Source organism: Candidatus Eisenbacteria bacterium (genome assembly GCA_018831195.1).
Taxonomy (GTDB): Bacteria; Eisenbacteria; RBG-16-71-46; order CAIMUX01; family JAHJDP01; genus JAHJDP01.
In genome coordinates, this window is record JAHJDP010000099.1 from 1 (window position 1) to 23,607 (window position 23,607).

Below are 23,607 nucleotides of genomic sequence, written 5' to 3' on the forward strand. Positions count from 1 at the left end.
GCTTTGGTAATCTCGGCGACCTCGAGCAGCCCTGATCCGCCCTCGGGGAAAAGAAAGGTGCCGCCGCTGATCGGATCGGCGATCTCCCCGCCCGGAGCCAGATTGACATCAAGAGGTGTAATCGTGCCGATGGTAAATGAGCTTCCCGAGGGATTGTCGGGATCGGAGAGTTTCTCGCGGCCACAAGAGAAGAAGAAAATAGATGAAATACAAATAATCATGGCGAGCGATAGAATTGCAAACCGGAGCTTCATAGTGATCTCCTTCTACAGGGGCCAAGTTCCGAAAGCTCATTCCAGCTTTGCGCTTCCCAAGTTACAGCATCTTCAACCTGCCCATCAAGGGGATAATCCAGTTTTGAGGCTGCGTTTGTAGACACGTCTCGCCTCAATGAAGAAATCGTTAAACCGCCCGTCGATGAAGTCGGGGAAACTATGATCGGGACCGGAGAATTTGTTGAAACGGTAGCGGAGGCAGGTATGCGCCCAGACGCCTTGACCCATATATATCTTGTCGGCTGCGCCCTTCAATGAAGCAAGAACAAGTTTGCCCATATCAAGGTAACCGGGATCCAAATTAACACGGCGTCGTTTTTCAACGGCGAACTCATCCTCAATCAATCCTGTAAGGGATCGGTATTTGGGCAGTTCTTCAGGATTGAATAATTTGTTGAAACAGAACCATGTTCTGTGCAGATCCGTACCCATCTCAGCTTCATAGTAGTCGGTATCAGCAAAGGGAAAGGGATCGCTCTTTAATCCAATCTGACCAAAATGATGGACAAGGGCGTCCTCTACAAGCGGCAGCAGGCTTGGATAACCGGTGAGACAGCTGCAGATCCGCAGGACCGGCTGTGGCGCGATCATTTCCGACATTGCTGCCGCTCCCATTCCTCCACGGCGCACTGAGCGATTTTCTGAGAGATGCCGAAGCGGGCTGCAATCTGTTCCGCATAGCTCCCGCGCAATTTAACATTCTCCTTGTCCCGGCCGGTATCGACGCGCAGATTCATTCCATGTGCGGAAAGACGGGCGTCTGAGGTGACGCGGTTTAAATGAAGCTGATTCATTCCTGAGGTCTCAAACGACTGAATCCAGAATTGAATGAAATTCTCTTCCGGAATACCCCAAGGGCGGAGCCGGTATCGATAAGTCTCTTCACCCCGATCGTTCACCATATAGAGCCCAATTTCCTTCCCTTGATTAACCGGCCGGTATTCGAGACGGTATCCGGGGAGCCGGATGGTGGTGGCGCGGGCCGAATTCAGTGAAATCGGTTCGGGAACGAGATAACCCGGATCCAAGAGAAACCGGCGGTCGCCCAGCTCGACCATTAACGCACAGTGGATATTGGCCCCATGTTTCATATCGGCCATGACGGGGTAGGTTTTGAAACCCAAATCGCCGGTGATCCGGCGAAGGGCGTTGGTGAGCGAGAAACAGGTTCCGCCGGTTCCCACCAGCGCATGATCTCCGATGACCTCCTCACTTCGCCGCAGTGGAGCGGTTTCGGAGGGTGGGAGAATCTGGGCATCAGAACCCGGCCTATGCGGATTCGCCGGCTGATGTTTCTTGATAAACTTGGTAAGATTTTCCCAGGGGAGATTGGCGAATTGATGGGAGACCTCACCGAGGAGATGCAGGTCAGGGGTTTTCGGCCGGATATTATACAAATCTATAAAAATGGCCGAGGTTTTTGAGATCTGGGTCAAAGCCGTGTCCTTTATTGATCCGCACTAAATCATGAGGATGGCGCTCAGTTAAAGCCGGAATACAAAATTATGATAAAAGTCCTTCCACGATATCGCAAGCTCAACACCTTCCTGCGTTCCCTCTTTGGAGAGAGGGTTTACCGAGTGAGCTTGCGGGGGGATTTTACCTGTCCGAACCGGGATGGGCGTCTTGGTTCTGGAGGGTGCCTTTTCTGCAATCAAGAAAGCACTGAACCGTTGGGATTTGTGCCGGGACAGCCGCTATCGCAGCAATTGAAACAGGGAGCTGAATATCTGGGCCGACGATATGGAGCGAAGAAATTCATCGCCTTTTTCGAGAACTATACGACGACTTACAAAGACGTCGGCACACTGGAACGCCTCTATTGTGAGGCATTGTCGTATCCCGGCATCGTAGGGCTTGCGGTCTCGACGCGGCCGGATTGCCTGCCTGACGAGGTTCTCAACCTTCTCAAGCGAATTTCCCGCGAGACATTTCTATGGGTTGAACTGGGGATCCAAAGCGCTAATGAGTCCTCGCTCGAAATGATGAATCGCTGTCACACCGTGGAATGCTCTGAGCGGGCGATCCAAGCTCTGCATGAAGGGAATATAGCTGTTTCGGCTCATGTGATCCTGGATTTGCCCGGCGAATCAATGCAGGAAGTATCAAAGACGGCCGCTTTTTTGGCGGATACGGGCGTGCAAGGGATAAAGATCCACAATTTGCATGTCATCAAGAACACACGGCTGGCAGAAATGTACAACAATGGCGATTACACGCCCATGGAATTGACTGATTATGTCGAGCTGGTGATCCGCTTTCTTGAAAAGATCCCTCCCCATGTAATTATACAAAGGCTTAGCGGCGAAGCGCCCCGCCGGCTGACGGTGGCGCCGGAATGGTCCGTCAACAAATTGGCGGTGCTGAATGCGATCGAGGACCGGTTCGAGCAAACCGATTCTTGGCAGGGGAAGGGGTTGGGAATCTCTCGTGAAGAATTAATGCGCCCCATCAACCTCCCCGGCCGCCCTGCTGACTGACCGCATCCCTCCATCCCGGCCGCGCGGTGGCCTCTCTCCGGTATGAAGGAACAGCTTTCATTACCGATAACTGATACTGAAGTCATAAGATAGAAGACTCCAGCTATGGAGATTCTCCCTGAAGGAGGAGGGATAGGGATTGCCAAGCACATTCTTCTTGGGGCAGTATTGTAGTGGTTAATCGATTGAAAGATAATGGAATAACGTTCGCGGCCGCTTACGAGCCCTTTCAAATATTTCAAGGCTGAGGGTATGACGGACAGATCCAAGATCTTATGCGCCATGGCCATCCTCTGCGTTTTGGGCGCTGCGGCGGGGAAGGCCGGCGCCTTTCATGAACAGGGGACGGCCAATTGCAGCGGTTGCCACACCATGCACAACAGTTTGGATGGAATTCCGGAATCGCCCTTCAGCCACCCCGGCCTTCTGCGTTTCGAATCCGCCACGGATCTCTGCTTATCCTGTCACGCCGTTGAAAACGGAGCGGTGTTTGGTCCCGATCCGCTCAATCCGCCGCCGGAAAAGGGCGCGGGGAATTTCACATTTCTTCTTGAAAATAACATTAACGACGGCAATAACGGGATTCAAAATCCGATCGAAGGTCATCATGCCGGACACAATGTTTCGACTTCGACTTGGGGTATCCCCATAGATCCTGCGAACAATGTCGCCCCAGGCGGGTCTTATCCGGCGGACCAGCTGGGTTGTACAAGCTGCCATGATGCCCATGGAAATCAAAATTTCCGGATGCTGCGGGATACCCAGACAGGCAGCCGTGATGGTTTCGTCTTCATCTATCCCGCGCCAATCGCCTTAGGAATCAATATTCAGCAGGGGCAGGAAAGTCTGACAAATCATACAGCTTATCAATCCGGATGGGCGGATTGGTGTGCAAATTGCCACGGATACTATCATGAAAATATCGGCCAGGGGCACGGCTTTGATCATCCCACGACTGAATTCATGAGTGGCGAGGAGTACATGTCCTACAATGAATACAGTGGGCCCAGTGATCCATCCGGCGGGGATTACATGGTGGCTTATATACCTGAAGTTCCCTTTGAGGATGAGGATGTGACCATTTCAAGCTCAATCGGCGCATCCGCATCGAGCAGGGTCATGTGTCTGTCGTGTCATCGCGCGCATGCCACCAGCGCGCCGATGAACACCCGCTGGGATCCGAATATTGAATTTTTAGATGAAGACGGTCAGGTATCCAGCTCCTACCCCATTCCCAGTCCCTATCCGGAGCCCGGGCAGCGCGCGCTCTGCGTCAAATGTCATTACAGGGGTTTGGAGAGTCATGGTTTGAACCAGCCCTGTATGAGGTGCCACCGGTCCGGCGGGCCGTAGCTCCTATTTCCGCTTCCATTTGGAGCGCCGGGTCTTTTTGCGACCCGGCTTCTTCTCAAACGGCGGTTGTGATGAGATAAGGCAATTAGCCCCATCGCCCACTAAATCAAGTCGTCCCGCCTTATGGAGGGCGTTCCTTACATCCTGCCAATTCTCCAGTTTGAAGTATTGCATGAGGGCCCGCTGCAGTTTCCGCTCGCCGAGGTGTTTGGCGATATAGACCTGCTTCATTGTGATCGGATCGTACCCTGTGTGATACATGCAGGTCGCAATGTCAAAGGGTCCAGGGATGAAATCCTGAACCTGGTCGGGCTCGTAATTATTCTTTTTTAGAAATACGGCGAGATTGATCATTGCATCAAGATCACTACCCGGGTGCCCGGAGATGAAATAGGGGATGAGATACTGCTCCTTGCCGGCACGGCATGAGGCTTTGTGGAACTCCTTATGAAATTTCTCAAAATCAGCAATGGCAGGTTTTTTCATAAGGGCGAGAACCCGGGGATCGGTATGCTCGGGCGCCACCTTCAGGTACCCGCCGACATGGTGCGAGACAAGATCTTTCATATAATCCGGGTCTTTGCGGGCCAGATCCATGCGAATTCCGGATGCCACAAAGACCTTTTTAATACCAGGAACCGAGCGGGTTTCACGCATCAAATTTTTTAGGGGATCGTGGCTCGTTCCGAGGAATTTGCAAACGGTCGGATGCAAACAACTCAAACGACGGCAAATCTTTTCGATTCCGGGTTCTGTGCAACGCATTTCATACATATTGGCTGTCGGGCCGCCGATGTCACTGATGACGCCTTTGAAATCACGCTGGGCCGTCTTTTGCAGCACTTCTTTTAAGATTGATTTTTGGGACCGGCTTTGAATGATGCGCCCCTCATGCGCTGTAATCGAACAGAATGTACACCCGCCAAAACACCCACGCATGATCTGGATCGAATCACGAATCACTTCAAAGGCCGGAATCTTCGAGTTCCCATAAGAAGGATGCGGCTTCCCCGTGTATGGAAGATCATAGGCATGATCCATCTCAGCCTGTCTCATCGGAAAAGCCGGCGGATTAACAACGACGCGGTTGTTGCCGCATTTCTGAATCAGACCTCTTGCATTGAATGGATTCGTCTCGCGATGGGCGATACGCGTCATGGTACAGAACGAGATCGGATTCGACTTGACCTCTTCATATGACGGCAATTCGATAAAATCGTCGCCCTGCGGCGGATCGGCGCTGGCGCCCAACGGGTAAGCAACGCCCCGCATATCGCGAAGATCGGTGATGCTCTCACCGGCGCCCAATCTTTTGGCTGCTTGAACAATGCCGAGCTCGCCCATCCCGTAGATCAGCAGATCGGCCTTGCAATCCATAAGGATGGGACGCCGGACCGTATCACTCCAGTAATCGTAGTGGGCGATGCGGCGGAGACTGGCCTCCACGCCGCCTGTTATGACAGGTACCCCCTTGTAGGCCTCCCGCGCTCTTTGACAATAGGCTAATGTGCAACGATCCGGCCTGCGGTTGATTTCGCCATTGGGTGAATAAGCGTCTTCATTCCGGACCTTGCGGCTTGCGGTGTAGTGATTGATCATCGAATCCATATTGCCGGCGCTGACCGCGAAGAAAAGACGCGGCCTTCCAAACCGGCGCCAATCATCCGCCGAGTGCCAGTCGGGTTGACTCAAAATGGCGACACGAAATCCCTCTGCTTCCAAAACACGGCCCAAGATGGCCATGGCAAAACTGGGGTGATCGATATAGGCGTCACCGGTGATAAAAACGATATCCACGTCGTTCCATCCGCGCTCCTGGATTTCCTTGCGGGTCATCGGCAGGGGCGGGGACTCAATGGGTGGTTTGTGATTCATCGCATTCCTCTCATGGATCCTTCCTTGGACAGACTCTACCGTGATTGTATTCATTTTCCCAGGAGGGGATTGAGATTCCCTCCGCACACTCAGGCATGCGAGCACAGATAGGATGGGTTTTGATTTTGAGTCGGGTACATAAACCCTGTAACACTCACCCTGTAAACAAAATAGGGTATCTGCTCTTGGGTTGTAAAAACCAGCATCGGTGGGTACACTAAAACTTTTGAGGATCGGAAGACACTCCATCACCTTGGATAATCGAAGGAGCGACTGATGACAAGTTGCATAAAGGTTCTGGTTTCTGCAGGCGCTATTTTTATCTTTTCAGCCATGGTTCCTGCGGCCGCACAAAATATTGATGCCAAAGAGTACTGGCTGGACAATGGCATGCAGGTGCTGATGGTTGAGAGACATGAATCACCGACGATAATGGCCTCTATCTTCGCCAGAGTCGGTTCTGCCAATGAGACGACCGGTATCACGGGTATCTCCCACCTCTTTGAACATATGATGTTCAAGGGAACCGAAAAAATCGGAACCAAAGACATCAAGCGGGATCGTGAAATCATGGCGCAGCTCGATTCGTTGCGAGCATTGATGCGCGATGAAGAGAAAATCATGCGCGAGCAGCTCCGGCGCGGTGAAATCGAAGACATGTTGGATCCGGAGGCAAAAACACCACGATATCGTGAACTCGACGCAAGATTCGATGCATTGATTCTCGAGCAGCGCGATTTGATTATCAAGGATCAGCTTAACGAAATCTACAATAAGAATGGCGGTTTTTTTCTAAATGCCTTCACTGCAGAAGATATGACCGGGTATTTTGTCCGTGTTCCCAAGAACAAGATTGAATTGTACATGTGGCTCGAATCCGACCGGTTCAGCAATCCTGTTTTCAGGGAATTTTATTCCGAGCGAGACGTTGTCCGCGAGGAGCGCCGGCTGGGCGTCGATTCGACGCCAACCGGACTGATCGAGGAAGATTTCAGCGCTATGTTCTGGAAATCATCGTCATATCATTGGGGTGTTATCGGCTGGTCTTCAGATCTAGGAAGTATCACCCGCGAGCAAGCTCATGATTACTTCGGAACATATTACGCGCCGAACAATCTGACCATGATTCTGGTGGGTGACCTGGAGCCGGACAAGATGATCAAGCTGGTCAAACAGTACTTTGAACAGATTCCGCGTGGAAGGAAACTGCCACCGGATGTTTACACATTGGAAGAGAAGCAGCATGGTGAGAAGCGGTTAATTGCCGAGGCGGAAACAAACCCCAAGGCCGAGATCTGGTATCACACCGTTGCATGGAAACACAAAGATAGTTATCCCCTTGAGGTTTTGGCCGGCATCATGAGCGGGAAGACCGGGCGGCTCTATAAGGAACTCGTGGAGCAGAGAGGGATCGCAAAAGGCTCCAGCGCCGGCGGCAGACGCATGTTCGGTGGGGGGGGGCTTGGAGGTCAATGCCAGCCAGCAGTCGATGAAGTATGCCGGCGCCTTCATGATTTCCGCCGAGGGTCTTTCCGGTGTCCGTAGCGAGCAGTTGGAGGAAGCGATTTATGATGTTATAGGCGATCTCCAGAATAGCTTGGTTTCGGCAGAGGAGTTGCAGAAGGTGAAGAACCAGATCCGGGTAAGGAAAATCCGCGCGATGGATATGATGTCCGGGATTGGCATTTTGTTTTACATGGGAGGTGATGCCGCTTATGGCGATTGGCAGGAATCCAATAACAACCCCCAGAAGATCGAATTGGTGACGGTTGAAGATGTTCAGCGGGTGGCGAAGAAGTATTTTTCGAAGGATCAGCGAAATGTCTTGATCATCAACGCCAAAGAGGGTGCCGGCGAGGAAGGACAGGGCGAGAACCCCAGGATTACTCAGGCCATTAACATGATCAAGTCCATTCAAGATCCAGCGCAATTGGAGCAGATGATAGACATGTTTTCCATGCGGTTGGAGCAAGTTGAAGACCCAGAGGAAAAGGCACAAATGACAAGGGTGCTTGAAACTGCGAAAGAGCAGCTCAAAAAGTTGAAAGCCGCTGAGCAAGAATAACGGGAAAAGCGAAGGAGAGGCGAAAATGAAAATGTTTGTCATTCTGTCATCTGCGCGAGTGGTAATGCTGGTATCCATTCTTGTCCTTGGCGTGTTGCCGGTTCTAACATCCGGGTTGTCTGCTGATGGTATTGTTGATCACCCGGATCAATTGAGATTTGAAGCGTTGAATTATCAGCCGCCCAAGCCGGGCGATTACCGGCATGAGTTGAAGTGCGGTATCAGGGCCTATATCGCAGAAAACCAGGAGGTGCCGACATTTCAAGTCACCGTATTGATCCGGACCGGCTCGATTTATGAATCGCTAGAAAAGGCCGGATTAGCTTCAATGACCGCCTATCTTATGCGGAATGCCGGTGTCGAGGGGATGACCTCAAAGGAACTTGACGAACGCCTGGCCTACTTGGCGGGGGAAATCACGATCCGCATCAGCGATGCTGAGGGACAGGCTACGCTCTTTTGCTTGTCAAAGGATATAGATGAAGGTTTGGCGCTCTTGAAAAATGTTTTAAAATCTCCAGTATTTGATCAGGAAATGGTGGATCGTTATAGAACCGATGTCCTATCAGAGCTGGAGCAAAGGAACGCCGAAACGTCATCAATCGAGTCCCGCGAATGGAACTTTCTGATGTATGGCGATCATCCGAGCACGATAGGGGATCGCAAGACCGAACAGAGTATTAAATCAATTACGCGTGAAGATCTCGGGGCCTTTCACAAAAAATACTTTTTTCCAGAGAATTTCACGCTCGCTGTCTCCGGCGATTTCAAAACAAGGAATATATTATTGAAATTGGATCAGATGTTTGAGGGGTGGGGCAATCAGCCTCTCGATCTCCCGATCATTCCAGATCAAATTCCTGATCCAATACCCGGGGTCTATTTGATCAAGAAAGCGGATGTGAATCAGTCGAGAATCAGAGTGGGCCACCTGGGCGCCAAAAGGGATATTGAGGACCAGTACGCTTTGATGGTGATGAATGACATTCTTGGAGGAGGCGGATTCACATCGCGGATTACGCGGCGAGTTCGATCCGACGAAGGCCTTGCCTACAGTGCCGGCAGCAGATTCGGGCGTCCCATCCTATATCCAGGAACATTCTATGGGTTCTTCCAAACCAAGCATGCGACGGCGGCCTTTGGAACGCGGCTCATTGTTGACGAGATTAGGCGTATCCGCGAAGAAAAATGTGATGAAGAGACCGTAGAGAATGCCAAGGCCGGTTTCATTAGCAATATTGTGAATCCCTTCAGCAACAAGAACTCCATTGTCAACACGTTTGCGGAGGATGACTATACGGGGCGGCCGGATGATTATTGGCAAAATTATACAAAAAACATCGAGGCGGTCACGGCGGATGATGTGCTTGCAGCTGCACAAAAATATCTGCATCCCGACAAGCTGGTTTTCCTGGTTGTTGGAGATCCAGAGGCGGTGGAAGCCGGTTCAGATAAGCATGCAGAGCGCTATTCCGACTTCGGCGATATGACCATCCTCCCCCTAAGAGATCCAATGACCCTCGAAGTGAAGTAGACAATCCAGAACCTGTCGTGGTCCCGGCGATTACCATTGCCGGGGCCCTTCTGATGCCCTTTAATGTGACGCGAATGAACCAGGTTGATGTAATCCCCTAAAACATAAGGCGTTAGGGCTTACTTGTAAGTGGCAAAGAAACCCCCGAATGCCGCCGATAATATTGTGGATATGCCATCAAACCAGGCCCGGGCGTTGTGGATTCACGCTGGAGGGACACCAGGAGTTAAAAGGGGGGATGCTTTATGCGGCTAAAAGTAATGACGTTTATTCTTATCGGCATCTGTTTTCTTGCCGTCCAGGCCGCGCCTGCGGCTGAAGTTCAGTTCGGAATCAAGGGCGGGGCCAACCGCGCGCAGACCAGCCTGGATAATCCTCCATCTGATCAGGACAGAGGCGCCATCACCGGTTTTGGCGGGGGCGCGGTTCTCACATTCGGCCTGGGGGAAGTCATCAGCTTAGATACGGAAATTCTATATCTCCAAAAAGGTGTCCATACAGAAGCTGTTCTTGATGATGGAAACTGGGCTCAGGGGTTCGAAAATGATTTCAAGCTCGACTATGTCACCTTTTCCCCACTATTGAAGATCGGGGGGCAAGGAAAGTCCTTCTCACCATACTTTATCGCCGGTCCGGAGATCAGTTATCTGGTGAAGGCCACCGCCAATGAAACTTATTGGTATGGATCCCCATCGGAAAAACAGAAAAAGGAAACCACCTTGGATGAATTTATGGAGGAGCTTACGTGGGGCTGGACCGCGGGTGGTGGCCTCGAGATTCCGACAGAGAGTGTCTCCATTTTCTTCGAGGGACGCTATGCTCAAGGCTTGAGTAATATCTGGACGCAGGAAAGCACTTCCGCCTGGGGTGAGGAGAAGCCGAGCGGGATCTACATTTTTGGGGGCATTCGGTTTTAATTATCTGACGATGCCGCTCTCAAAACCCCGGTAGCGCCGGCTGCCGGGGTTTGTTTATTCGGGGCTCTTTTCATGAAAGAGACAATATTCTGGCAGACGAACAAATGATTAGATGCCTCGACGCCCTCTGGTAGGAGCCATTTCCTGTGTACGACTGTAACGGATATTTGACAGATTTAGCACGGTGAGTCCCAATGTGTACGCCATCCTGTTTCATTTGTGGCGCTTAACTTCTATCACCTAACTACTTTATGGAAAGGAAGTTGAGTCTCTATAACCACTGTCACGCCCCTTGACAATCGAGCTAATCGATGCTAATATAATAGTGCCTTTTGGGTAATGGCGGGGAGTGTGCCTCGTCATCTGGGCAGAGTCATCTGTGCAGATTTTTCTCCGCAGTGACATCTGGGGCTGCAAATGAAAGGAATAATAATATGTACACCGATAACTTCAGAGCGACTGGCCGCCTAGTCGCTCCTTTTGTTCTGGTAGCGCTGCTGATGATCTCATCAGCCGTGCTGGCGCCGGTGTTGGGTGATTGGGATTTGCATTCTGTTGATACCAACCTGACTGGTGCGAAGAGTGTATTTGCGGCCGACATGAATGATGATGACGTGCCGGATCTGGTCGCAACAGGCTCAACGAATCATGAGGTCTTCTGGTACGAAGCACCTCTCTGGACCAAACATGCTATTGATGACAGCTTGGGTGGCGCTCAAGACGTCTTTGTCGCTTTTGTGAATAACGATACCATTCCGGACGTTGTGGCCACCGGCTTAAGTGCCGATGATGTTGTTTGGTATGAAGGACCCACATGGATAAAGCATTACATTGATGCTGAATTTGATGGAGCAAAAAACCTCTTTGTCATCGATCTCGATGGCGATCTTGATGTTGATGTTGTCGCGACCGGCAGAGCGGCGGATGAGCTTGCTTGGTATGAGAATGACAATCTTACCTGGACCAAGCATACAATCGATGCAACTCTGGACTATGCCGAAGCGGTTTATGTCGCTGATCTCAACGGTGATGATGATCTCGATATCGTTGCTACATCCTATGGTACGGGTAGTGTCTATTGGTATGAAGGACCGAGTTTTACAAGGCGCATCGTTGCGTCAGCTCAAGTCGGTCCCATGTCGGTCTTCGTCGCGGATGTAAATGGTGACGACATTCCAGATATCATCGGGACGGAGCAGGATATCAGTGATGTTGTTTGGTATGAAGGACCTGGGCCTCTCTGGTACAAGCACACGATCGATAATGATTTGTATTCGGCCCGCGAAGTTGTTGCTGAAGATATGGATGGCGATGAAGATCTCGATATCGTCGCATCCGGATACCTGGCGGATGACGTTGTTTGGTATGAGGCTCCATTCTGGACCAAGCATGCTGTTGATTCAAACCTTGACGGTGCTTATGGAATCGTCGTCCATGACATGGACGGTGATCTAGGACCTGATGTCGTCGCGGTTGGGCAGCAGGGCGGCGATGTTAACTGGTATGAGAACCCGAATTCCTCGGTTAACGTTTACATTATCCCTAATCCTGTTCAGATTAGCCTTGCCGATGAGAATGGCGGAGATTATTCCGATTCATTTGTTTGCTATTATCTCGGTGGCGGCTCCGGTGGCGTCTACGGGTATTCAATCGATGTGGAGTGGGACAATACAGTCGTCTCCGCCTCGAATTTTGATTTCCAAAGACCGGATACCGGACCCTTCGCCTCAGCTATTCTCTTCCAGGTAACGACAAAGGCGTCTGATGGAAATGGGATTTACAGAGTCCAGATCGATGCCGCTCTCGGAGGTGGTGGAAGTGGAACATTCGGTGAGGATGAGCTGTTCAAGGGGCTGTTCACTGCTGTCGGCGCACCGGCTTATGCGACGTCGAATCTGAACCTCATTCTGAATGAGTTCAGAGACAACCTGAACCAGACGCTGAGCGGATTTACCGCCCTTGATGGCTTGGTACTCGTCGATCTGATCAATCCTTCGGTGGTTGGGGTAGCAATCGCCAACCAGACCTTGGCGCACACAGATGATTTTATCAAAGACACGGATGATGCTCAGGTTACGGTGACAGTTGTCGATGCCAACCCTGCCTTCTCGCTCGCGAATATCGAGGCGGATCTTTCTGGCTTGGGAGGCGGCGCAGCGGTGAACCCGGACAGCTATGTAGCTAATGTAGCGACATGGACATTGCCGGGAGTCGTTTTAACTCCGTCGGATGGAACGGTGACGGTGACGGTAACGGCCACGGATCCGGAGACGAATCAGACTGTGAATTCCGGAACCATTACAGCAGATAACACCAAGCCGACAGCTTTTACCGGAATGACTATCCTGCCGGGTCATCAGACAATCAGCCTCAGCTGGGATGATCCATCAACGTATGATCTGAACTATGATGGTGTTGTTATTCAATATAACAACTGGGGCAATTACCCGGCCTACGCATATGACGGTGGTCCGGCCGATCCGGGATTCCCACAAGGTGAGGCAGAGGGAACGAACCTCTATACCGGAACCGATCTACTCGTCGATCATACGTTTGTAACACCTGCTCGCGATATTTACAGTTATGCCGGGTTTGTCTATGATATCGCCCGGAACTACAGCGATCCGGAGGTGAGCGGCGACAATGAAGGCCGTGCGACCAACTACTGGCTGGCCGATGTTGTCCCGAACACAGCATGGGATGGTTTCGTCAGTACGGCTGATATCAGCGCTTTGGGAGCGACCTATTACCAGTACACTAACAACCAGTGCGACGTGGGGCCTACCAACAATGGTTCGCCGCGGGGCATCCCGGTGCCCGATGGTACGATCGGTTTCGATGATCTTATGATCTTCGCCCTGAACTATGGTGTGGTTTCTCCTATCCAAGCGCCGCCGGCATTCTCTGATGACATGATCGCCGGCGCCGGCGTTGGTATGAATCTTGAGCTTCCGGAGGCGATCAGTACCGGCAGCGAGTTTGTCGCAACCGTCATGTTGGAAGATGAAGATGCCATCGTTAAAGGTGCCCGTTTTGTTGTAACCTTTGATGCGAGTGTTGTTGAGTATCTCGGCGTTCAGAAGGGCGCGCTTCTTAATTCCTTGGACACCTTCTTCAAAGAGGTTTCAACAAACGGCTCGCCCGACCTTCATATGGCGGCTTTGGGCGCTGGGATGACCTTCGGCGGTTCCGGCGAATTGGTTCAACTCCGGTTCCGACTGATCAGCTCCGGTGACATGATGCTGAAGCTGGAGAATCTCATTGCCCGCGACGTGGGTAATAATGACCTGATGCCGATGACCACCGATGTCATAACCCCGTCATCGACAGGTATTCCTACGCATGTTTATCTGAAGGCCAATATGCCCAATCCGTTCGGCCGTTCCACGAGCATTGTTTTTGGAATGCCTAAAGCGGGTTCGGCGCAGTTGGCTATCTATGATACTTCCGGTCGTCTCGTACGAACCCTGGTTGATGGTTCGTTGCCGGCTGGTGAATACAATTACACTTGGGATCGCCGTTCAGCGGCCGGTAATCCGGTTTCCAGTGGTTTGTATTTCTATCAGCTTTCAACGTCAGGACGCACCGTTACCCACAAGATGGTGGTTGTAGAATAGCTGTAATGATCTGATAAACCTCAGGGGGTGGTAATCCACCCCCTGAGGCGCTTTCTATAGTGATGTGTTCACCTGGGCAGGGAAACCCAAGGGAGTAGGAATCTGGGGGGGAGTGTGGGAATGACAACAAGCGAAAAAAAGTATCAGCTCATTAGATTCGCCTCTGCTTTCACTCTTTGTTTACTCATTTGGTCAACATCTGTATATGGCGGGATTAGCGTTTCAATTTCCCCCGGCACTACTTCTGTTCAGCCGAATGATGAGTTCACCGTGTATCTCAGCATCGATGAAGCGGGTAGCGAATTTGACAGCTATGAGACCGTTATTGAATATGATGAAACCTTGATCGAGTTGCTCTCCGCGAGCCAGGAAGCGCTGATGTTGGACCCATGTGGCAATACATGGTGGGTTCCACCGACGCCAGGCGCGGATAGTGCTTTCATATCGCACGTTTTGCTTTGCGGCGGCTTGACTGTAACGGGGCCTGGGAATCTTTCCTCTCTAACATTCCGGGCGCTGCAGAACGCCAATGCAGAGATTACCTTCGATTATATTTATTTTTGGATAGCCGGCGAACTTGTCCCGGATATTGTGTCGCATGATGGTTTGGTCATTATTGGCGGGGCGGGTGCAGTTAATGATATAGATGGGTTTACTGGTTTGAAACTGGATGTTTCGCCGAATCCGGCGCAATCCGGCCTTCGGCTAACAATGGATATGCAGGAGAGAGGAGCGATCGATCTCACCCTATACGATCCGGCCGGCCGCAAGGTCAGCGCCCTGGCGCAAGGCCGATTTCTGGAGGCGGGTCAGCATGAGCTGGCTTTTCATTCCCGGGATCTGCCGGCGCATATCAGTCAAGGCCTCTATTTTGTGGTCCTTCGCACCAAAACAGAGCAGATCGTGCGGAAGGTGATGTTGATTCCTTGATCAGCTGAATTGAAAACTGTACCAGTTATGGGTGGACGAAATGCAATTTTCGTCCACCTTGTTTTATGGTAACCTGATGCGGATTATGGGTTGGCAGCCAATATTTTGCATTGCCCCATGTCGGTGTTGGGGAGTCACCGGTGGCTGAGATTGTGGGCTACCGGTTGCTCTGGGAAGTCCATTTTAGTTGGATGGTTCCGGTTTCCGATGTAAAAATTCAAATATAAATGAAACAGAGAAGAATCTGAGATATGGAATACGGGAGGCCGCATGACAAAGACAACCGGAACTTACCTGAAACACCTCGCTAGGATCCAGGGGTTGTATGGCGATGGTCATTCCCGGTGTAAGACGGATCTCCTCCAGCTTCTCGATCGCCGGCGATTTAAAAAGGCGGGCGAGGTGCTGAGGCTCCACGAAATCCTCTGCTTTCTCAGGGCTTATCCGGATGACCGTGAATTGCTGGCACATGTTGAGGATCAATTATCCCGCTTTGCTGATCGCTCGGACCTGCGGCGGTTCCGCAAGGCGCTTGCCGACACCGGTGTTGCGGGGACCGCGATTAATTATCAGTTTTTCTGGTTTACCGCTACATGGCTTGCTCGTCGTTGGCCTCAGCAGATTTCCATCAATTGGACGGATTTTGATCGGAGTGACAAATTGGCGGACATGCTGCATCTCTTGTTGCTCTACAGCGAAACTCCAGCTACGGATGAATTGGATTTTTCACCACGCGAATGGATTGATCAACTGAAGCATCCAGATGAAACCGATGCCGCCTTTGTCATCCGCCGTTTTGACGCTCTGCGGGCGACCTCTTTCGGCCGAGAAAAGTTTTATGAAGATCTGGATATTCCTATGCAGATTAAGTACAAACCCGGAACGGCTTCACGCACCCATGCAAAGTATAATAATTCCCCGGTCATCTTCCAGAATAGACCTCTTGATTATTCCCGGCCGGATATGTTTCAGGCCATGAATCAACCAGCAAAAGTGATCCATTCCGTACCGCCTCACGAGGGGCAAAATCTGATCAATATGGCGCGGGAGGCGATGATCACCCGCAGCCGTGATCTGGATTCCTTCATGCACGCCGACAAGAATGATGTACGACTGGTGGATTTCGGCGACGGGTATCAGTTTGTGTGCTTTGGAGCGATACCAGAGCGGCGGCTTATTTTGGAATCGGTCTATGGGTATCTCACACTGAAGAACGGTGTTCCGATCGGCTATGTCTTGACAAGTTCCCTCTTCAATTCCGCCGCTGTCGGTTATAATGTTTTTGAAACATATAGGGGCGCCGAATCGGCAGCCGTCTATGGCCGGATTCTTGGGATGACGCGGGCGCTCTTCGGCGTCGATGTTGTCTGTGTGGATCCGTATCAGCTAGGCCACGACAATACGGAGGGTCAAGAGTCGGGAGCTTGGTGGTTCTATCAAAAACTCGGTTTTCAGTCCCATGATCCGAATATTTTAAAACTTATGCGGAGGGAATTGGCCCGGATAAAACGGAATCGGAAATACAGGTCCAGTAATGATACCCTCCAGGATCTTACCGCCGAACACCTGTTTTTGTATCTGGACAAACCCCGCGAGGATGTTATCGGCCGGATTTCACTTGGGAATATCGGCTTGCAGATTGTCCGGTATCTGGCAAAACACTTCGGTTCCGATCGCGAGACTGCGGCCCGTGTTTGCGCAGACGAGGCGGCGAAATGTCTGGGTGTTCGATCCCGGCGCTCTTTCACGGTCGGAGAGAAACAGGCGTGGGAGCGGTGGAGCCCCTTGATTTTGGCGCTTCCAGGGATCAAGCGGTGGAGTCTCACAAACAAAAAGGCTCTGGTTCATATTGTAAAGGCAAAGGGCGGGCGGCGCGAATCGGATTTTGTGAAACTATTCGACAAGCATCATCTTTTGCGCCGGGCATTGTTAAAATTGTCTGAGCGTGACTAGAATCCACCACGTCCGAGGCCGGTTCCTTGCTAACCGGTCGACTATCGCAAAAGTGTTAATTTCTGGGCTTGATATTTCTGTTCAGAATGAAAACCCAAATAGTAGATGCCGGGCGGCGCCATCCCACAATTTTCATCTTCTCCATACCAAGTGAAGTTATGCCAACCTGTTGATTGTCGGGTCAGGCCGCTTGTCCAAATCTGCCTGCCTTGGACATCATAGATGCGAACCTCAATCGGGAGCGCTTGGGGAACCAGATACCGTACTGTAGTTGATGAGTAAAATGGATTCGGCCGGCCCGGTTCCATTATTAGAAGATTCTGCGCAAGCCTGCTCAGGCTCGACCGGCTTGTATCTTCATCGATAATCTCCTCGATGGGGAGCCCCTCCTCAAAAGGGTTATCAAATCCCATCAAATATCGGATTGTGGGCGCGATATCCTCGATGGCGTAAGTATTGGAAGACGTTATTCCCCGCAAGATGCCGGGCCCAATAAAAATCGCCCAGATATCTCTACAGCCGCTACAATTCTGAGCACATTCCAAATGGCCGGGAAGCCATCCATGCCCGTGATCCAAAAAGCCCTGTTCGACATCATCAAGATGGCGCCCGTGATCGGTGCAGATTACCAGTAATGTTTTGCCGGAATAGTAACAATGCGATTGCAGGAATGGCCAAAGCACATCGATAATCTGATGTTCCGCCTCTTCATAAACGGTTTTTAGCCTATCCCAGTAACATGCCGTATCAAATTCACAACATTGCATTCCCTGAATGTGGGCAAGAAAATCGTATTCCGAAAGATTGATGCCCATCCACTTGACATCGTTTTCATTCAAGTGGCTTATGGCGCGAGCCATAATCAGCGAGTCGGGGCCTTCGTAAACCGGTAAGCACAGACAGGGTATAGGAGGGGATTTGACATAGAGTGTGCAAGCCTGAAATGCTATCCCATAATCTGGATGCTGTGAGTAAATTGTCGCAGCAAGAAGATGCCATTTTCCACTGACAATAACGACTGCCGATTCCGGATATCCCCGCTGGTGCCGCAGGAGTTCCGGAAGCATCGGATTAGCCGGATGACCTTCCATATTGTTACAAAATCCAGGATCTCCACACCCGAACAAAATGGTGTGGTTAGGATCTGTTTTGCCTCGAGTTTCGTTATAAACATAGGGCAAATAGGCTCCGAGAGAATCGGTCCACTGCAATAATCGCTGATTCCATTGGAGGAATTCGGACATGCGGATACCATCGATGGTAACCATGACCGTTCTCAAGTTTTCTGGTTCGATCGGCGGGTCCGCTGGAGCGTTGACCGGAAGAGCTACAAGCAACCAGATGGGTAAGAGTCTATGCAATATACCTGACGCTGAACCTTGCCGAATCATATGAACCCCCAGGCACTGGATATCGATCGACAAAGACAACTGTACTCAGCATCCGCGAAGGGCGGCAGATGCAAGCAGTGCTTCCAATTCAAAATAATTTCAAGGAGACAGCTTCACTGGACAACTCCGCTTTCCTTTGGCCATTATTTTAATACAGCATATTAAGGATAGTCAAGAATATGTTGGTGTCCCGGGATTTTAAAAAGCCCATATGGGGACCCTCAGCCCTCTCTCCCCTAAAAAGAAAAACGATTATCTGTTGTCCTGCAACGAGTTGAGAGATCCATCCGATTGGGCTTTTCGACCCACCTTCTCTCCGGTGGTCATCTTCCTCATAAGCGTCTGTCCTCTCGTCCCCGATAATTACCGGTAGAAAGGCCGGATATACCGGCAAGGGTCTCGGGTTTGGTTGGATGTTCATTCAAGTGCAAAATTACATTCACCTTCTTGCCGATTGAAGAAGATTCAGAGGGGCGCTTCATGGCGGCTAAAGATGAAAGAACAAAAATAATCCGGCGGCGCTTTTTTATCGGCGGGAACCGGCGATCAAGATCGAAAGAAGCTTGGGGTTGGATCTTCCTGCCGATTGGAATCCTCATACTCGGAGCGATCGGTCTCATTGTCACCGCAGTCGGTAACGCCTATGTATTGGAGCAAGTTGAGATGCGTGTCCGGGACACAATGCTTCAGTGCCGGGCATTCCATGAGTACGTTCAAAATGATCTTCACCCCGCATACTATAAAATGATGGAGGATGAATATCTCCCGGCAGGTTTCTATGCTCCGGAATTACTTTCATCTTCATATATTACGAGGAATTTCCAGAAGCATTACACGGAAGAACGGCAAAAGTACGGATTGCCGGAAATCACTTATAAGATGGCGGCTGTGAATCCGCGTAATGAAGTGAATGAGGCGACACCTCTGGAAGCCGGTCTTATCGACTTCTTTAATGAGAATCCAAACAAGACTCATTATAGTGAAGTGATCAAAGAAAATGGTGAAAAGTACTTTTTATATGCCCAACCCTTTCTTCGCAATGAGGAGAAGTGCTTGAAATGCCATGGTGAACCGGATGAGGCGCCTACTCAACTTCGTATAAAGTACAACTGGACTAGTGGTTTTCAGCGAAAGGTCGGAGATATTGTTGCCGTCGAGACCTTCCGTTCGCCCTTAGAAGGAGAGTTTAGCGCTGTATTTTCAATCCTCCTTGGATTTTTATTCCTTTCCGGTTTGGGTCTTTTCCTTCTATTCATGAATCAACGTCTGAGGTTTAGGGTCAGCAAGGGAACAGAGGCGCTGCAGGAGAGCGAAGAAAGGCTTAGGGCCATCTTCGATTCCACGCGTGCGTTAGTCTATATGAAAGATCGTGAGCTTCGCTACACTCACTGTAATCCCACCATGGAAGAACATTTCGAGCTCTCGCACAAACAGATCCTTGGTAAAACCGACAGGGACCTGTTCCCTGAAGAAAAGGCAAATGAGATAGCCGTAATAGACTATGAGGTTCTAAAAGGCAAGACTGTTCGGAATACCTATGCCTGGACTATCGGCTGCCGCGTGTTTTTGCTCGACACCACCAATTCCCCTGTGCGGGATTCTTCAGGCCGTGTCATCGGCTTGTGCGGAGTTTCGCAGGATATTACCGAACAAACAAAGCTTCGAGAGGAGAATGATAAACTCGTAGAGCAATATCATAAATCTCAGAAAATGGAAGCGATCGGGTCTTTGGCCGGAGGACTGGCACACGATCTAAATAATCTACTGACGCCGGTTCTTGGTTACGGGGAAACCCTTCTCGGGGATTCCTCACTAAAGGATTCACAAAGAGCGTCAATGGTTGAAATCCAGAGGGCCGCCCATCGAGCAAAGGATCTGGTACGTCAACTGCTTGCATTTGGCCGCAAGCAAACTCTTGAAATCAGACCCGTAGATCTCAACAAGGTCATCAAAAATTTTGAGAAGCTTCTCCTCCGGACAATTCGTGAAAATATAAAGATCCAAATGAAACTTGATCCAGATCCTCCAGCGACAAAAGCCGACGTGAACCAGATTGAAAGAGTCATCATGAATCTGGTGATTAATGCGCAGGATGCCATGCCGGATGGGGGCAACTTAATTATCGAAACAAGCGCGGTGGAATTGGCCGAATGCCGTGAAGAGGGGCATCTTGGAGTGCGCCCCGGCGTTTATAGCCTGCTGACAATAAGTGATGACGGCTGTGGCATGGATTCCGAAACCTGCGAACACATCTTCGATCCATTTTTCACAACAAAAATAATCGGCAAAGGGAACGGGCTCGGACTTGCAACTGTATATGGAATTATTAAGCAACATTCCGGAAACGTTATGGTCAATAGCAAGCCGGGAAGGGGTACGGCGTTTAAAGTATATTTACCCGCAACTTACGATGCTGAATATAGGGCCGAAGCATCCTCGGAAGTATATTTAGACAACACTGGAACTGAAACGGTCATGGTGGTCGAAGAGTATGATATGGTTCGAAACCTCGCCGTGAGAATTCTCGAACGCAAGGGGTATAGGGTTCTGTCGGCGGAAAATGGATCGAAATGCCTTGATCTTCTTGAAAATCACCGCGGGCCTTTAGACCTTATTCTTATGAATATGAAAATGCCGGATATGAATGGTAAAGATCTCTACAAGGAAATCTTAACACGCTACCCCTTGGCAAAAGTCCTCTATATGTCAGGGCTTTCGAACCATGAGATCTGCCAACAGGGAAATTTTGTGGTAGATGCTGGTTTTATCAAAAACCCCTTCTCGGTTGAAGACCTTTCCGGGAGAGTGCGTGAGGTTTTAGATGGAGCGGATAGTTCAGGTCATGAGGAGGCGGCTGGATAAAACGTTACCTGCGCACTGAAGGCAAACAAGGTATGCGGGGCAGGCAAATAAGGACATATCATGAAAAGTAATGACCATATTGAAAACAATATTCAGAATGAACTGAGTGAGGCAAATGTTTATATTGCAGCGCTTGAGTATTTCGTAGCTGAACGCTATCAATCAAGGGAAAGAATCAAGGCGTTGAGCAAGTTAAGGGGAGATCTTCTTTCAAAGGGTACATTGAAGGATAAACTCAAACTCATCAGTGATAGAGTTGTAAGAATATTTGAGGCTGATTTTTGCCGCATCTGGATAACTCAATCGGGGGATCTATGTGAAAAGGGCTGCATCCACGCACAAGTTCTCGAAGGTCCGCATGTCTGTAAGTACCGGGACCGATGTCTTCATCTCATCGCCAGCTCAGGTCGTTACGCCCACATTGACGGAAAAGTGCATAAGAGAGTTCCTTTTGGGTGTTATAAAATAGGCCGGGTTGCCGCCGATATCGATCCTAAATTCATCACCAATGATGTAACCCATGACCCGCGGGTTCACGATCGAGCCTGGGCCGCGGAACTTGGACTGGTTTCTTTTGCCGGGTATCGTTTGCAATCTGATGAGGGCAGGTCGATGGGTGTGTTGGCTCTGTTTAAGAAGCACGAAATATCACCCGAAGAAGACTCTCAGCTGGAGGATATTGTTTTCACGGCGGCGCATGTGATTCAGGAAACCGCGGCTATAGAAGCGTTGCGGGAAAGTGAATATAAGTACAGACGATTGTTTGAAAATGTTACAGATGCTGTGATGATCTTTGAAGCGGAGACACAAAAGGTCGTTGATGCAAACAAAAGCGCCGTTGATTTGTATGGATATACAAGGGAAGGATTGTTGGAACTCAAGTATCCTTATATATGCGCCCAAGTAGATGATACAAAGATCTCAGAAGGAGGGATGTCGAAAGATACCGGAAACACCGGCCAAGTCGGCTATCATCGGAAGAATGATGGAACCATCTTTCCGGTTGAAGTGTCTGAAGCCGTCTTCATGCTGGGCTCAAGTAAAATGATCTGCAGGTTGGTGAGAGACATAACGCAACGTCTGGAGAGTGAGCGCCTGAAGGAGCAGCTTCTCCAGTCGCAAAAAATGGAGGCCATCGGTACGCTCGCAGGCGGAATTGCCCATGATTTCAACAATATTCTTTATGCCTTGATCGGGTACGCAAAACTTGCCATCCTGGAGTCGGATCCAAATTGCAACGTTCATGATTACCTCAAGCAAATTGAAATTGCCGGACACCGAGCGGCTGAACTTGTAAGACAAATTCTCGCCTTCAGCCGGCAATCGGAGGGCACCCAAAGACCTGTTAAATTGCAGGCCATAATATCTGAAACAATCGCTCTTCTTCGCGGCACCCTTCCGGCCACCGTTGAGATTTATCAAAGGGTCTCTGATGATTGTCCTCCGGTGGAAACGGACGGGGTCCAAATTAATCAGATGCTCATGAATCTTTGTACAAATGCATTCCAGGCCATGCAGGATAGACGAGGTGTCCTGGAAATCGGCCTGGATGAGGTGATAGTTACCAAAGAGCAAGCCGCTCGTGTTGAAGGACTTAGACCGGGGAAATATGCACGTCTGGTTGTTACTGATAATGGAGTTGGCATGAGTGAATCCGTCGCCAAGCGGGTATTCGATCCCTATTTCACGACAAAAAGACCTGGGCAGGGATCGGGTCTCGGGCTCTCCATTGTTCACGGGATTATAAAAAGCCACAAAGGTGCGATCAATATAGTGAGCTCACCAGGGCAAGGCACCAAATGTGAGGTTTATCTACCAATCAAATGTTCAGACGGGAATGATTATGAGGAACCAGAGAATCAGGAGAGGGGCGAAGCTTGGACTGGAACTGGGCATATTCTATTTGTTGATGATGAGAAAATGATTACAGATATGGCGGATAATATCCTGTCAGATCATGGATACCGAGTTTCAGCGTTTACTGATAGCACCAAAGCCCTCGCGGCTTTCCGTGAAAGCCCAATGTCTTATGATTTAGTCATTTCTGATATTACCATGCCGAAAACGACGGGTATTGAGTTGTCTCAGGAGATTCGAAGACATCGGCCGGACATACCGATTATCCTTTGTACTGGATATTCAGATGTCTTGGATCTTGAATGGGCCGAAAATTTCGGAATAGAGGCTTGCCTCGAAAAGCCGATTGATCTGGTATACCTAAAACGCGTCATTTGGGAGGCGCTGGAATTCCGGCCGGTCAAGGAGGCATGATTGGTTCATCGGGTATTGCAGCACTAACCTCATGACTACCTTACCGGACGCATTTTAGACCCATGCTGTGATGCCCATCCTCAC

16 protein-coding genes are annotated in these 23,607 nt (G+C 50.2%); 11 read left to right on the forward strand and 5 right to left on the reverse strand.

What is annotated here, in order from left to right; all coding sequences use genetic code 11:
* From KJ970_17320 to KJ970_17330, 3 genes are all read right to left on the reverse strand, one after another.
* A partial coding sequence (locus tag KJ970_17320) for a hypothetical protein (protein ID MBU2692679.1) occupies window positions 1-254 on the reverse strand: 254 nt, incomplete at its 3' end.
* An 84-nt stretch (window positions 255-338) separates the two neighbouring features.
* Window positions 339-875: a DUF4416 family protein gene (locus tag KJ970_17325; protein ID MBU2692680.1), complete on the reverse strand. Its 537-nt coding sequence runs from the start codon at window positions 873-875 to the stop codon at window positions 339-341.
* Complete coding sequence (locus KJ970_17330) at window positions 863-1,711, reverse strand: arylamine N-acetyltransferase (protein ID MBU2692681.1); 849 nt, start codon at window positions 1,709-1,711, stop codon at window positions 863-865. The genes KJ970_17325 and KJ970_17330 overlap by 13 nt, the downstream gene beginning before the upstream one ends.
* A 69-nt stretch (window positions 1,712-1,780) precedes the next feature.
* Between KJ970_17330 and KJ970_17335 the strand changes: the two genes are divergently transcribed.
* Together KJ970_17335 and KJ970_17340 are read left to right on the forward strand one after the other, a co-directional pair.
* A complete protein-coding gene (locus KJ970_17335) occupies window positions 1,781-2,755 on the forward strand; it encodes a TIGR01212 family radical SAM protein (protein MBU2692682.1) in 975 nt (324 codons plus the stop codon).
* A 252-nt stretch (window positions 2,756-3,007) separates the two neighbouring features.
* Window positions 3,008-4,108 carry a hypothetical protein gene (locus KJ970_17340; protein MBU2692683.1) on the forward strand — a complete coding sequence of 367 codons (1,101 nt, stop codon included), beginning with the start codon at window positions 3,008-3,010 and terminating at the stop codon, window positions 4,106-4,108.
* Between the two features lie 3 nt (window positions 4,109-4,111).
* Here the strand turns inward: KJ970_17340 and KJ970_17345 are convergent, their stop codons facing one another.
* Entirely contained in the window at window positions 4,112-5,983 is a 1,872-nt protein-coding gene (locus KJ970_17345) for a YgiQ family radical SAM protein (protein MBU2692684.1), read from the reverse strand.
* 276 nt (window positions 5,984-6,259) lie between these two features.
* Between KJ970_17345 and KJ970_17350 the strand changes: the two genes are divergently transcribed.
* The 7 genes from KJ970_17350 (at window position 6,260) to KJ970_17380 (ending at window position 16,999) form a co-directional block, all read left to right on the forward strand.
* Window positions 6,260-7,528 (forward strand): insulinase family protein, encoded by a 1,269-nt coding sequence (locus KJ970_17350; GenBank protein MBU2692685.1) that lies wholly within the window; start codon window positions 6,260-6,262, stop codon window positions 7,526-7,528.
* Entirely contained in the window at window positions 7,494-8,048 is a 555-nt protein-coding gene (locus KJ970_17355) for a hypothetical protein (protein ID MBU2692686.1), read from the forward strand. Before KJ970_17350 ends, KJ970_17355 begins: the two co-directional genes overlap by 35 nt.
* A 25-nt stretch (window positions 8,049-8,073) precedes the next feature.
* Window positions 8,074-9,582 (forward strand): insulinase family protein, encoded by a 1,509-nt coding sequence (locus tag KJ970_17360; protein ID MBU2692687.1) that lies wholly within the window; start codon window positions 8,074-8,076, stop codon window positions 9,580-9,582.
* 245 nt (window positions 9,583-9,827) lie between these two features.
* Complete coding sequence (locus KJ970_17365; protein MBU2692688.1) at window positions 9,828-10,499, forward strand: PorT family protein; 672 nt, start codon at window positions 9,828-9,830, stop codon at window positions 10,497-10,499.
* Between the two features lie 434 nt (window positions 10,500-10,933).
* Window positions 10,934-14,116 (forward strand): VCBS repeat-containing protein, encoded by a 3,183-nt coding sequence (locus tag KJ970_17370; protein MBU2692689.1) that lies wholly within the window; start codon window positions 10,934-10,936, stop codon window positions 14,114-14,116.
* Between the two features lie 120 nt (window positions 14,117-14,236).
* Window positions 14,237-15,046, forward strand: a complete 810-nt coding sequence (locus KJ970_17375; GenBank protein ID MBU2692690.1) for a T9SS type A sorting domain-containing protein — start codon at window positions 14,237-14,239, stop codon at window positions 15,044-15,046.
* A 270-nt stretch (window positions 15,047-15,316) separates the two neighbouring features.
* Window positions 15,317-16,999, forward strand: coding sequence for a hypothetical protein (locus KJ970_17380; GenBank protein MBU2692691.1), 1,683 nt, complete (start codon window positions 15,317-15,319; stop codon window positions 16,997-16,999).
* A 41-nt stretch (window positions 17,000-17,040) separates the two neighbouring features.
* Here KJ970_17380 and KJ970_17385 read toward each other — a convergent pair whose 3' ends face one another.
* Window positions 17,041-18,243 carry a T9SS type A sorting domain-containing protein gene (locus tag KJ970_17385; protein MBU2692692.1) on the reverse strand — a complete coding sequence of 401 codons (1,203 nt, stop codon included), beginning with the start codon at window positions 18,241-18,243 and terminating at the stop codon, window positions 17,041-17,043.
* Between the two features lie 594 nt (window positions 18,244-18,837).
* On the opposite strand from KJ970_17385, the gene KJ970_17390 reads away from it, so the two are divergent.
* Both KJ970_17390 and KJ970_17395 read left to right on the forward strand, forming a co-directional pair.
* A complete protein-coding gene (locus KJ970_17390; protein MBU2692693.1) occupies window positions 18,838-21,252 on the forward strand; it encodes a DUF3365 domain-containing protein in 2,415 nt (804 codons plus the stop codon).
* 60 nt (window positions 21,253-21,312) lie between these two features.
* Window positions 21,313-23,523 (forward strand): response regulator, encoded by a 2,211-nt coding sequence (locus tag KJ970_17395; GenBank protein ID MBU2692694.1) that lies wholly within the window; start codon window positions 21,313-21,315, stop codon window positions 23,521-23,523.
* The last annotated feature ends 84 nt before the right edge of the window (window positions 23,524-23,607 follow it).